Genomic DNA, 13,453 nt, shown 5'->3' on the forward strand with positions numbered 1-13,453 from the left:
AATGGAACTTGTCAGTCAGCATGTTAAAAAAATTATGGAAGAGTGCAAGGTCAGAGCCAGGGATGAAGGCCTGAAGTTTGATGATGAAACTCTTGAATATATCGTTACCAACCGGGATATGATCGAACTGTCACCCAAGGTTATGATTCCCACCCTGTATGATTACTGGGTTCATGATGTCAGAGTTTTGTCAGGCAAAGGCATGTATGAAGCCTATCCTTCCAATCCTTATGAAACTGTTATCAACACCCGGCCGGCCATTTCCTATTATAACGATAATAACCCGGACTGGCTCAATGTAATGATTTTTTATCATGTACTGGGCCACATTGATTTTTTTCAGAACAATTTGTTTTTTGTAAATACCTGGGACACTGATCTTACCGGCCAGGCGCTTGCAGATAAGCGTTTGATTGCCCAGCTCAGAAGTGAAAAGGGTCGGCGATGGGTGGATTATCTTATTGAATTTTCCAGGGGAATGGACAACCTGGTGGGCTATAACAAAGCGCTGGATGGTGTGTTGAGAACCCGGAATCAGCCTGTTGTAAGGGTATCCAGGCAAGATTACTATTTTGATGTTTTTTTGCAGAAAATAAAACAGGTGTCACACAATACGTACTTAAAAGAAATTGAAAGATTCAATCAGTGTAAAAATAACATTGCCCAATTTTTTGAACCGGTTCTTTCACAGTACCCGGAGTTTGAGCAAATGTATAAGAAAATGAAAAAGGACAAGGAAAAACCTGTCCTGGACATCATGGAATATATTATCAGGCATTCGCCGTTTTTACGGGCCGAGGAGAATCAGTGGATGAAATCCGTTATTCAGATCGTCCGCGACACTTCATTGTACTTCCAGCCCCAGATCCGCACAAAAATTATGAATGAAGGATGGGCAAGCTACTGGCACGAATATTTGTTCATGAAAGATGAACGTATCCGTGGCCATGAAGCGGATTTTGCAAAGGTGAATGCCGGGGTAACCGCACTGCCCAAGGTAGGACTCAATCCTTATGCCTTGGGGTTGCGCCTGTTTGAACATATCGAAGATATGCAAAACAGAGGATGTTATTCCCTTGAGTATTTCCGCTTGAAAGATGAGAAAAAGAGGCGACAGTTTGATAAAGGAGAAAAAAACGGCCATGATTTTATTTTCAAAGTCAGGGAGAATATGAATGATTTCACCTTTATCAACAGATTTGTGGACCAGGAATTTATAGACCATTACAAGCTGTTTGTCACAGGTAAGCGATTCAACCGGGAGCGCATGACCTGGCAATACTATATTAAATCCAAGAAAGCCGGCGATTATAAAAATATGATTATCGACACCCTGTATCACCCACCAGTGATATATGTGGATGAGGAAAAAACCAAAGACGGTTTACTTTACCTTGTCCACGAATTTGAAAACAAGCCCCTTAAAGCAGATTATATTGAAAATACCATGATCGGTATTGAATTCATATGGGGGGGGCCTGTATACCTTGAAACCAGCATTCCTGTGGGAAAAGAACAGGAAACGGCACCTCAAACTCATTTCTTGGATCCTTCTGCGGGTGCTTCGGGGACACCTGCGGCACCAGTTGTCCGTGAAAAAATTAAGTGGCAGCGGGTATGTTATATAATGGATAAACGGAAATTAAACAGACGGGAGGTGGCATGACCATGGATACCAAAACCAGTTCTGTGGATTCCGATGCAGCCGGATCCGTAACCCAGGCCCTGGATTTTTTAAACCGGAACATCCGGGATTACCAGCGGCACAAACCGGTCGCTTTTCAGGAATTCTTGCAGATTCTCAATGCTAAGCCTTCCCAGATTTTAAGAAATATTTTTCAGTCATTTCATGACATGATTCAAAGCCATGTGACTGAAATTGAAAATGATATAGATCATTCTGCCATTACCAAATATGATACCGGTACGCTTTTCATGGAAGGTTCCGATACACCGTATTTTCCGGATATGCTGTTTGCCAACCGGTTTATGAAACAGATGAACTATCTGCGCCATGGTAATCAGCAGAACCGGATCTATGTGTTTTACGGTCCCCACGGATGCGGAAAATCCACCTTTTTAAATAATCTTCTGGAAAAATTTGAGCAATATGCCAATACTGAAGAGGGGTTGCGTTACGAAGTGGTATGGCGTCTGGATGTCAAAAAGCTTAAAGGGCCTGAACCGTCTCTAATGCGGCTCTCTTCTTTTGAAAAACTGATCCAGTATATTGACAGTGATTCAACTTCAACGGAAATGAAGCCGGGTTCAGATCAAAAACAGGTCCAATTTGAAGGCCCGGAGCCTGAATTCATTGAAATCCCCTGCCTGTGCCATGACAACCCTTTTCTGGTAATCCCCAAAGACCAGAGACGCGCTGTTCTGGACGCATTGATCAAAAACGATGAATTTAAGTGGAAGCTGTTTACGGAAAAGCAGTATGAATGGGTATTTAAAGATGAGGTCTGCACCGTGTGCGCCTCTATCTACCAGAGCCTGTTAGAGCGCTTGGGCAAGCCGGCCAAGGTGTTTGAGATGCTATATGCCAGGCCCTATTATTTTAACCGCCGCCTTGGCAACGGGATCAGTGTTTTCAACCCCGGAGACAGGCCGTTGCGGCGAAACGTTATCCTCAACCAAATGCTCCAGAGCCGTATTAATGCGCTGTTCCAGGATTCCAACGTTATTAATTATATTTACTCCTCCTATGCAAAAATTCATAACGGCATCTATGCACTTATGGATATTAAGTCGCACAATGTCGAGCGCATGGTTGAGCTTCACAATATTATTTCAGAGGCGATTCACAAGGTAGAGAACGTAGAGGAACACGTGGAGGCCTTATTTTTTGCCCTCATGAATCCCGAGGATAAACAGAATCTTAAAGATTTTCCCTCTTTTGAAGACCGTATTCAGTATATAGATATCCCATACGTTCTTGATGTGACCACTGAAGTTAAAATTTACCTGAACATTTTTGGCCGCCACATTGAAAGCGGTTTTCTGCCCATGGTGCTTGATAATTTTGCCAGAATTATTATTTGCACCAGAATCGGAAAAAAATCCCTTGCGTTGGAACAATGGATAAAAGATCCGAAGAAATACCTGAATTTCTGCGATGAGGAACTCATTTTGCTGCTCATGGAAATTTTCAGGGGAAGCATTCCCAAATGGCTGAGTGACGAGGACAAAAAAGCGCTTGACAAAAAGATGATGAAAAAAATTATTGTCGAATCTGAAGAATATGGGAAACAGGGATTATCCGGCCGGGATTCCATTAAACTTTTTGACCGGTTTTATTCGAAATTTGTTAAGGAAGACAGGCTCATCAATATGCTGGATTTATGTTCGTTTTTCAATAAACTTGAAGAACCCATACGCCAGATGATTCCCCAGGGGTTTTTGTCTTCACTTTTAAGGATGTATGACTATTCCATTCTCCAGCAGGTCAAAGAGTCCCTCTACTATTACAATGAGGAGCAAATCGCAAAGGATATAAAAAATTATATTACCGCTGTGACCAATGAAATCGGCTCTGTTGTGGACTGTATTTTTACCAAAGAAGAGATTCATGTCACTGACGCGTTTCTTGAAAGCATTGAAATCAGACTTTTGTCTGAAAGTGCCGATGAAAAACGTCGTCAGGCGATGCGTCTGGATGTATTAAAGGAATATACAGGGTTCACGCTTTCCCATGAGATTATGATCGAAGGAAAAAGCATTGACCAGACCCGGCTGTTTCACACCCTTCATGAACGGTATGTGCATAGCTTAAAAAAACGGGTGTTGGAGCCTTTTATTGACAATGCAAATTTCAGGCGGGCCATAAAGGATTTTGATACCGAAGAGTTTAAAGCCCATGACAAACGCATTAAACGCGATGTGACATTTCTTATTGATAATTTGGTTAGTAAATTTGAGTATTCAAAGCAGGGTGCCAATGAAATCTGTATTTATGTGATTGATAATGATTTGGCCAATAAATTCAAGGATTCCTGATCGTCATGCGGTCGTGAAAATATGGTTTGCCAAGGCCGGTCCATGACCTTTGCGACCGGCTTTGGACAGTTCTTTAAGCCTATAGATGAGCATAAAAAAATTGAGGCCGAATCATGAGAAAAGCAAATGTGCTGATCGTTGACGATTCCAGGTCGGCTCTTTTTGCCGTAAAAGCATTATTAAGTCCTGCAGGAATTCATACGGTTACTGCGTCCGATGCCTTGCAGGGACAAGAGGCTCTGAGAACAGGGCAGTTTGATCTGGTGATTACGGATGTTGATATGCCGAATATGTCCGGATTGGAATTTTGTCAATGGATCAAATCAAGGCCCGAAACCGAACATATTCCAGTGATTGTTTTAAGTTCCCTTGATACGGACGCTGATATTGAAAACGGTTTCAGGGTCGGTGCGGATGCATATGTCCCCAAACGTCTGGCAAATAAGGAACTCATTCCACGCATCGAAAGCGTGATGAACAAATGTACCTTTGTCAAAGATAAAACCATACTTGTGGTTGAAGACAGCAAAACCATTCAGATGGTTACAAAACAGGGGCTTGAGGATGCCGGTTTCAAAGTGGTTCTTGCCGATGACGGACAGCATGCCCTTGACATCATTGATGATGTAGCACCCGATATTCTGCTTACGGATTTGAACATGCCCCGGGTGAACGGGGAAGAACTTTGCCGCAGGCTGTTCAATATGAATCAGTACAATTTTTTGCCTGTTGTGGTGATGAGCTCTCTAAGCGACAAACCCATGATGAGACGTCTTATCAGGGATGGTGTTACGGCTTTTATTGTCAAGCCGTTTAATGTGGACATGCTTGTTGTTACCATGGAAAAACTGCTTTCAGATCATTTTCAACGCATGCTTGAAGAAAGGGAGCGGCTTGTTCTGGAGCAAAAGTTGACGGTTGCCTCCATCGCCAGCCTGATTAACGCATTGGAAGCCAGGGATAAATACACCAGTGGTCATTCCGAAGCCGTTACCAGACTTTCCATAGCAATCGGCACGGAGTTGGGCTTTTCAGATACGAAACTGAGCCGTCTTCAGATTGCAGCAAGCCTTCATGACCTAGGTAAGATCGGTGTACGTGACAATGTGCTGCTCAAACCGGGTAAACTGACCAGGGATGAATTTGAGCACATCCAAACCCATACCATTGTTGTGCAGGACATCCTAAAACCGTTGCCCGGCATGGAAGATGTCCTTGTTGCGGCTTCTTCCCATCATGAAAGGTGGGACGGTACAGGTTACCCTTACGGGTTGAAGGGAGAAGACATTCCCTTAATCGGAAGAATCATTGCCGTTGCCGACGTGTTTGATGCATTGATCAGTGACAGGCCTTATCGCGACGGCATGCCTACAGAAAAGGCGCTCTGGATAATTTCCGAAGGTGTGGGTTCCCATTTCTGTCCAACGGTTTCAGCTGCTTTTTTTAGGTATATGAAGACACTGAAAAACGGCAATCTTACGTAGCGGTTATCACCAACTACCTGTTAAACTATTTGCTGTCTTTTGCAAAAATTCGCTGATGCCGCCAGGCCGGCGCAAGAATTCGATAAATGCACCGGATGGTTTGGCCAAAAATGAAGTCCCGCCATTTAAATAATCTGCTGCACCAATCGCATAAAAAATAAACACGGCATAAAGGATACCTAATACACAGACATGCAACAGGTGCATTTCTTCACTGAAGTAATAGATACCTATTGTGACAATGGTAACAAGCAAAAGCATGACCTGGACATCAATAAACGTAGGGCCGGCGTCAATGAAGTCAATTTTTTGGCCGGTAAACAAAAGAAAAAGTGCAAGGGGAAGTCCCATACTGATGGTAATATCAAATATATTTGATCCCAATACATTGGACAACGCATCATCATAATTCCCTTTTTTAGCATCCTTAATGGAAATAATTGTGTCCGGAACACTGCTCACGGCCGCAACAAGGATTAATGCAACGAACAATGGATGTATTTTCAGTGCTTCTGCAATACCTTTGCATCCTTCAACGATCCCTGCGCATGCTGCTGCCATAATCAGTGTTGAACAAAGTAACAGTATCCAGCTTCTTTCCTTTATCCCTTCTTTGGATCTGAATTGATATTTTTTGAACCAGGCGTCAGACTCATTTTCATTATAGCCATTCTGTGTTTCATTGTTACCGTTTTTCATTGATAACAGCGTATAAGCCAGATAAATGACATAGAAACCGGTAAAAATCCATCCATGCCAATGGGTGATGTAATGACTTGATAATAAAAGCAACATCATTATCTCGGCACCTATGAGAAAAAGGCCGTCTCGCAGTATGACTTTTTTTGATACTTTAACGCCGGTTATGCCCACAGCTAAAACAACCCAAATCACGAGCATGGGGATTATTATGCTATTGAAGATCGCAGAACCTGCGTTGCCGCCAATACTTGCCGCAAAATCCCGGCCTAAATTTTCCTGTACTGCCAGAACAAGAAAAAATACGGTGGTCAGCAATTCGGGCATGGAAGAGCCTATTGCATTTAAAGTGGCCCCCTTTACACCTTCGCTCAAATTGCTTCCGAGATATTCCGTTGCTGCTTCAAAAACATCACAGGATTTTGCTATGATGTACGAACAGACGAGCATCAGAATTAACCCGCCGTACCAGGTATGAAATATAACACCCATAGTTCCTATTCAACTCCCTTTTTTTGTCGATATGCGTTTGTACACGTGAATGTTGATTTTAAAATTACAAGTTGCTAGGTAATGTCAATAATGATTTTTTGTTCCTGGGAATTCAATCACAAATCCTGAACAATAACCTGAACGCGATTTAGCTTAAATCTGTCCGCCTTAAGTTTCACTATCAGTTTGGGGAAAAATTCGGGCAGGCAGGTCGTGTCGGACAGGTTGAAGTGCAATGCCTCCACCTGGTGTTCCCCGCTTTGATCCTTCAAGGTCATTTTTCGATGGCAGCCGCCAATGATGATGGAAGATGCCACCCATATGTTTTCCAAAAGAAAAACCGGTTCGGGGTTGCCGGTGCCAAAGGGGCGAAGCATATCTATCTGGCGGACAAGTTCCGGGGTAATATCCGTAATCTCAATGACGGCATCAATTTTCCGGACAGGTTGAAAATCTTTTTCTGTGCAGACCAGATCCAGGATCTTTGTCAGCGCCGGTTTCAGACGTGACAGGTTCTCTTTTCTGATCGATAGTCCCGCTGCCATGGCATGCCCCCCAAAGGTTTCCAGCAGATCACGGATTTCAGACAACACTTCGTGTATATTTATCTGATTAATACTCCGGCATGATCCTTTTGCAATGTCATCTTTTGAGTTGAGCAGTACCACCGGGCAGACATATTTTCGGGCAAGCCTTGATGCGGCAATGCCCAGCACGGATGCCTCCCATTTGCTGTCCCACAATACAACAAGTCGGTTATCAAGTATGGATGGATCATTTGCAATACGCCGCTCAATCTCCTCGACAATTTCTTTTTCAATGAGTTGGCGTTTTCTATTCAGTTCATCAAGAAGCGCTGCGGTTGTCTCGGTCTGGGCCGGAGCAGGGCAGGTCAGGTGGGACACACATATTCTTGCATGTGAGATGCGGCCTGCAGCATTAAGCCGGGGTACGATTTTAAATGAGATGTCGTCGGAATCCAGCTTATCCATGTCAACCCGTGATGTCCGGGCCATGGAGACAAGCGCCGGACGAAGGCCCATGCGAATACGTTTCATTCCGGCCACGCAAAGAACCCGGTTGTCCTGCACCAGGGGGACCATGTCTCCTATGGTGCCGATGGTGAACAGGTCCAGGTATTCGGATAATTTAGGTTCGGCAAATTGTTCCCATACCCCTTTGTCCCTGAATACTTTGCGCATGCCCATAATCAGGTAAAATGCCACACCGACACCGGCAAGATATTCAAGATTCGCCTCACAGTCGGCCTGCTTTGGATTGATCACGGCAAAGGCTTTGGGGATTGCTGTATCCGGTTCATGGTGGTCGGTGATGATGACGTCAATGTCTTCCCTGGCTGCCGCCTCAACCGCTTCATGGGAACAGATGCCGCAATCCACGGTGATGATAAGGTCTACATCCATGGATACGGCCATTTCAATGTGGGGCAATTGAAGGCTGTAGCCTTCCTTTGTCCTGTGGGGTACATACCAGGACAGATCGGCTTCTACCAGAGAGAAAAATTGGTAAAGCATGGCCGTCGCCGTGATCCCGTCCGCATCAAAATCACCGAAAATAAGAATCTTTTCTTTGTTGCTGACCGCTGTATAAATCCGATCCACTGCCTTGTCCATATCCTTTAATTCAAAGGGGCTGCTCAGTCTGGAATAATCCGGATTCAGAAAAAACCTGGCCTCATCAGCTGTTGTGAACCCTTTGTCCGCCAGCAGCCTTGCAATAATCGGATGGCAGCCAAGTGCTTTTTGAAGTTTTTGAAGAACTTCTCTGTCAGGTGTTGTATATGTAAGTTTGATCTCCATGGAATGCCGGATTTATACCTTCTTGGGTGACTACGTGTCAATGCGTTGGCCACAAAGACATCAAAACTGACAATTTTGTTCAGGCAAAACTATTGAGCAACCGGAGTTGTTGGTGGTATAGTAAGCGTTTTATAAAGGATTAGGTTTAGAAGATTATGCAATCTGTTGTAAAAGAATATATGGTGGATAAAACAAAAATCGGATTTATCCGTTTTATTTTTGAAGCCTATGAAGGATTAGCCGTTGTCACAACATTGGAGCCCGGAACCGGCCATATCCGGCTTGCCATGCCCCCTGACCGGCAGGACGAGGTAAATATGGTCACGCAAGCGTTGAAGAAGGACTTTTATTTTGAGTCAAGATAAGCCAAAAGCCTATGTAAACACCATCGGGTGTCAGATGAATGTGTATGATTCCCAGATCCTGGCTGGCCTTTTGCAAAATGCAGGGTATGAACAAACCCATGATCCGGATCTGGCAGATCTGGTGTTATGCAATACCTGCGCCATCCGCCATAAGGCCCAGGAAAAGGCTTACAGCTTTTTGGGCCGTTTTGCCGGCACAAGGATTAAGGGAGATCGTCCGCTGACCATTATGGCCGGCTGTGTGGCCCAAAAAGAAAAGGAAAAAGCATTTATCCGCCTGCCGCATCTTGACCTGGTTTTAGGCACACAGGCTTTCGGGCGTTTTGAAACCCATCTTAACGCATTGGCTGCCGGTGAAACCCGCATTGTGGATACCGGACCCAGCGAAAATATTTTCGAAGGCTTTCCCAAGGATGCCCCTATAAACCCCTTGCCCGGAAAACAGGTGTCACGCTTTGTAACTATCATGCAGGGCTGTGAAAATTTTTGCACCTATTGCGTGGTGCCCTATGTCCGGGGAAAGGAAAAAAGCCGTGACCCATTTGCCATTGTAGAAGAGATTAAAGGGTTGGCCGCTTCCGGGGTGCGTGAAATTACCCTGCTGGGCCAAAATGTTAATTCCTATGCCGGCAACAATGGAAAAGTCTGCTTTGCTGATTTGCTTCACCTTGTCAGCAGGGTGGACGGGATTGAACGTATCCGGTTTGCCACCTCTCACCCCAAGGATTTATCCCAGGATCTGATCCAGGCCATGAAGGATATTGGCAAGGTCTGCAATCATCTCCATCTGCCGGTTCAGTCCGGTTCTGACGAGGTATTAAAACGGATGAATCGAAAATATGACCGTGACACCTATTTTACAAGAATTTCTGCCCTAAGACAGGCCTGCCCGGACATTGCCCTGTCCACGGATATTATTGTGGGGTTTCCCGGAGAATCCGTATCTGATTTTCAGCAGACCATGAATTTGCTTGAAACCGTAGAATTTGATGCGGTATTTGCCTTTTCCTATTCGGCAAGGTCATTTACACCGGCTGCCAAATTTTCAGACCAGCTGGATGAACAGACCAAGCGGGACCGGCTGAATGAACTGCTGGATTTCCAGGAGAAGATAACAGAAAAGAAAAACAAGGCCTTTGTTGGTAAAAAAGTTACGGTGCTGGTGGAAGGTGACAGCCCTAAACCCAGGGACGGCTTTGTAAAGAAGAATAAAAATACCAGACAGATGTTCGGCAGAAGTGATGCAAACAAAATTGTGCATTTTGCAACGGATAAGGCCGCCATCGGGGATCTGGTCACACTTGAAATTATAAACGCATACCCCCATTCCCTTTGGGGAGAGGTCTGCGAAAGCGATTAAGATGTTATGAAAATTAAATCAACGACCATCCGACCCAATGAACTGTGTCCGTGCGGCAGCGGGAAAAAATTTAAGAACTGCTGCAGGAACAAAAAAACGCAAATTTCTTTGAAGGATAAATATAAAAACAAGTATGATATTATCCTGAAAACACCGGAACAGGTTGAGGGCATCAGAAAATGCGGGGAGCTGCTCTTATCCATTATGGACGGGGTCGAGGCCATGATTGCTCCCGGCTTAAAAACCGATGATATCAATACCTATGTCCATGAACAAACCATAAAAGCCGGGGCAGTGCCGGCACCGCTCAACTACAGGGGATACCCCAAAAGTGTCTGCGTTTCCATCAATGATGTCATCTGCCACGGCATACCCGGAGAGCGGGTGCTTGAAGACGGGGATATTGTCAACATTGATATTACACCGATTTTAGGTGGTTACTATGCCGATGCCAATAAAACTTTTTTTGTGGGTACGCCCGGACGCGATGCCCAAAAAATTGTAGCCGTGGCTGCAGAAAGCCTGCGATTGGGTATAGAGCAAGTCAAACCCGGCGCCACGTTAGGGGATATCGGGCATGCCATCCAAAAATATGCCGAAGGTCAGGGTTGTTCGGTCGTCAGGGAATTTGTGGGGCATGGTGTAGGCCTTGATTTCCATGAACAACCCCAGGTCCTTCATTTTGGACGGCCCGGTACCGGTGTGACTCTTGTGCCCGGCATGGTGTTCACTATAGAACCCATGGTCAATTTAGGTAAAAAAGAGCTGCATGTGCTTGAGGACCGCTGGACTGCCGTGACCAATGACGGTTCCTTGTCCGCCCAGTTTGAACAGACCATCCTTGTAACAGATGACGGGTACGAGAGTTTAACCCCATATGAGTTTTAGCAAGACGGTATTAAATAAAATTTTTTCAGTTTTATTTATTGCATTTATCGGTATTTCCTCCGTCTTTTTTTTCTGTGTGGCCTGTGTGTTGCGCATATGCACAGCACCCTTTGATCAGCGAAGAATTGTGTCAAACGTTTTCAGCGCGTTTTGGGCCTCGGTTTATATCTGGGCCATGCCGCCTTGGTCCGTAAAAATTATAGGCCGGGAAAAGCTTGATATTCGTGAAAATTATGTGTTTGTATCCAATCATCAAAGCCAGTTGGACATCCTTGTCCTTTACCAACTGCTGTTTCCCTACCGGTGGGTGTCCAAGGCTTCCGTTTTCCGGCTGCCGTTCGTTGGGTGGAATATGGCACTGAATAATGGGGATATTAAACTTAAACGCGGTGACAAGGACAGTATCAAGGCCATGATGGCAGAGTGTGAAGCGCTTTTGCGGCAGAATATTTCCATTTTTTTCTTTCCCGAAGGCACGAGGTCCAAAGACGGCCGTATCGGCCGATTTAAACCCGGGGCATTTATCCTGGCAAAAAATACAGGGGTTGATATTCAGCCCATTGCCATCAGCAACACCATTAAGGCTTTGCCTAAACATTCACTGACCTTTCAGGGGCACACAGAAATGACGGTAAAGGTCCTGGATACCATTCCCTTTTCCCGGTTCAGGAATATGACCCCTGAAAAGATTGCCGACATGACAAGGACTTTTATTTCGGGTCATGTTGAGAGTTAAAGGGAATCGGTTTGATCGTATAAAAATATAGTTTCTATTTTTTCCTGCTGAATTTTTATATCTTTGTTGTGGGCCGAAGACCTGGGCGTGAATAGGCCAACGACGGCCTATGGCTGTTAGTCAATATTGATGAATCCGTAAAAAGTCCAACCAATGGCTAAGTAAAAATTTTCGCCTACTGCGTTATGGTGTCTGGTAAGAAACCATAACGCAGTAAGAAAAAACTTTTTTTCGAGGCTATCCATATTAAGGTCATAGAGACTGAGTCGTACAATATTTATTTGAATGAATTATGTCAAATTAGTTTGTTTTGACTTGTTAAATACATTTGTGCAACATTTATATAGCGGTTGCGGAACCATCGTGGAAGCATTCATAGCCCATCGCTTTAAACGATAATCAGATGCATTGGGTTCAAAATTTATCTAAAATTTTGGATTTACTATTCACTTGGTCAGTGAAAAATAATTTTTTCTTAATTTCAGTATATTGCGTTTTATATTCAGCTAAGTTCTGGAACAGTTGGGCGCCTATGACGAAGAGCAGAATNTGGATTATGTATTTTATGATGTTCTGGGCGACGTTGTGTGCGGCGGTTTTGCCATGCCCATCCGTGAAGGCAAGGCCCAGGAGATCTACATTGTCGTCTCCGGCGAAATGATGGCCATGTACGCAGCTAACAACATCTGTAAAGGTATCGTGAAGTTTGCCCAGTCCGGCGGCGTTTGTCTCGGCGGCTTGATCTGCAACTCCCGTCAGGTAGATAACGAAGAAGAAATGATTCTACAGCTGGCCAAGAAATTGGGCACCCAGATGCTCCACTTTGTTCCCAGGGACAATATGGTTCAGCAGGCTGAGATCAACAGAAAGACAGTTATTGATTTTGCACCGGAACATGTCCAGGCAGATAAATACCGGGCACTGTCCAAAAAGATGGATGAAAATGAAATGTTCGTTATCCCCACGCCACTGGAAATTGAAGAGCTTGAGAATATGCTCATTGAATACGGGATCGCTTCATAAACTTAACCCAGCACCATAAGGAGCATTTACATGAAAGTAATGATCAAAGCCATTGTTCGTCCTGAAAAAGTTAACGCAGTTATGTCCGCCCTCATGGAATCCGGTTATCCTGCGGTTACCCGGATGAGTGTAGCAGGACGAGGAAAACAACGGGGAATAAAAATCGGTGAGATCACCTATGACGAAATTCCCAAGGAGATGCTCATATCAGTTATAGATGAAAGTATCCCCGGAACTGCTGGAATCCCTCTATCACCGGACATTGTTCACTAAGTATTAAACATTATTCCTGTATTGGAAGCCATCTCTTCCTCCTCATCTCTATTGACAAAAAAAGTGGGTCCAAAATAAAAAATTTCATTTTTGTGTTTAATGAATACACAGTCTGTAAAAAGGCTTTATTCGTTGATATTCTTCCAATTCCTAATAAAATTTCACTTAAAAAATTTAATTTTTTTTTTGCGAGACAAAACATTCTTCTGAATAATAATTTATTCAAAAACATTAAATTACATATTTGAATCTAAATATATTTCATTTTTGTGTTATATGTGTCTTTTTTGATTTTGATCAGCACGAGCAAAAAA

At 44.1% G+C, this 13,453-nt stretch carries 11 protein-coding genes; 9 read left to right on the forward strand and 2 right to left on the reverse strand.

Annotated features, from left to right (window positions below; all coding sequences use genetic code 11):
• Position 1 precedes the first annotated feature (1 nt).
• The 3 genes from B147_RS0113345 (at position 2) to B147_RS0113360 (ending at position 5,483) form a co-directional block, all read left to right on the forward strand.
• Positions 2-1,666, forward strand: a complete 1,665-nt coding sequence (locus B147_RS0113345) for a SpoVR family protein (protein ID WP_026259645.1) — start codon at positions 2-4, stop codon at positions 1,664-1,666.
• Positions 1,663-3,999, forward strand: coding sequence for a serine protein kinase PrkA (locus B147_RS0113350; protein WP_020587705.1), 2,337 nt, complete (start codon positions 1,663-1,665; stop codon positions 3,997-3,999). The genes B147_RS0113345 and B147_RS0113350 overlap by 4 nt, the downstream gene beginning before the upstream one ends.
• Positions 4,000-4,112: 113 nt before the next feature.
• The gene (locus tag B147_RS0113360) at positions 4,113-5,483 is read left to right on the forward strand and encodes a response regulator (RefSeq protein WP_020587707.1); all 1,371 of its coding nucleotides are present in this window, start codon (positions 4,113-4,115) and stop codon (positions 5,481-5,483) included.
• Positions 5,484-5,489: 6 nt separating this feature from the next.
• Here the strand turns inward: B147_RS0113360 and B147_RS28335 are convergent, their stop codons facing one another.
• A complete protein-coding gene (locus tag B147_RS28335) occupies positions 5,490-6,674 on the reverse strand; it encodes a sodium:calcium antiporter (protein WP_020587708.1) in 1,185 nt (394 codons plus the stop codon).
• 116 nt (positions 6,675-6,790) lie between these two features.
• Positions 6,791-8,494 carry a single-stranded-DNA-specific exonuclease RecJ gene (gene recJ, locus B147_RS0113370; protein WP_020587709.1) on the reverse strand — a complete coding sequence of 568 codons (1,704 nt, stop codon included), beginning with the start codon at positions 8,492-8,494 and terminating at the stop codon, positions 6,791-6,793.
• A 155-nt stretch (positions 8,495-8,649) separates the two neighbouring features.
• On the opposite strand from recJ, the gene B147_RS0113375 reads away from it, so the two are divergent.
• The 6 genes from B147_RS0113375 to B147_RS28345 all read left to right on the forward strand — a co-directional run bounded on the left by B147_RS0113375 (position 8,650) and on the right by B147_RS28345 (position 13,139).
• Positions 8,650-8,859, forward strand: a complete 210-nt coding sequence (locus B147_RS0113375) for a DUF4911 domain-containing protein (RefSeq protein WP_020587710.1) — start codon at positions 8,650-8,652, stop codon at positions 8,857-8,859.
• Entirely contained in the window at positions 8,846-10,219 is a 1,374-nt protein-coding gene (miaB, locus tag B147_RS0113380; RefSeq protein WP_020587711.1) for a tRNA (N6-isopentenyl adenosine(37)-C2)-methylthiotransferase MiaB, read from the forward strand. The genes B147_RS0113375 and miaB overlap by 14 nt, the downstream gene beginning before the upstream one ends.
• A gap of 6 nt (positions 10,220-10,225) precedes the next feature.
• Positions 10,226-11,107, forward strand: coding sequence for a type I methionyl aminopeptidase (gene map / locus B147_RS0113385; protein ID WP_020587712.1), 882 nt, complete (start codon positions 10,226-10,228; stop codon positions 11,105-11,107).
• Positions 11,097-11,843 (forward strand): lysophospholipid acyltransferase family protein, encoded by a 747-nt coding sequence (locus tag B147_RS0113390; RefSeq protein ID WP_020587713.1) that lies wholly within the window; start codon positions 11,097-11,099, stop codon positions 11,841-11,843. The genes map and B147_RS0113390 overlap by 11 nt, the downstream gene beginning before the upstream one ends.
• Positions 11,844-12,365: 522 nt before the next feature.
• Positions 12,366-12,866 carry a hypothetical protein gene (locus B147_RS28340; protein WP_020587714.1) on the forward strand — a complete coding sequence of 167 codons (501 nt, stop codon included), beginning with the start codon at positions 12,366-12,368 and terminating at the stop codon, positions 12,864-12,866.
• Positions 12,867-12,896: 30 nt separating this feature from the next.
• Positions 12,897-13,139, forward strand: coding sequence for a P-II family nitrogen regulator (locus tag B147_RS28345; RefSeq protein WP_020587715.1), 243 nt, complete (start codon positions 12,897-12,899; stop codon positions 13,137-13,139).
• Positions 13,140-13,453: the final 314 nt, after the last annotated feature.

The organism is Desulfobacter curvatus DSM 3379 (assembly GCF_000373985.1).
Classification (GTDB): Bacteria; Desulfobacterota; Desulfobacteria; order Desulfobacterales; family Desulfobacteraceae; genus Desulfobacter; species Desulfobacter curvatus.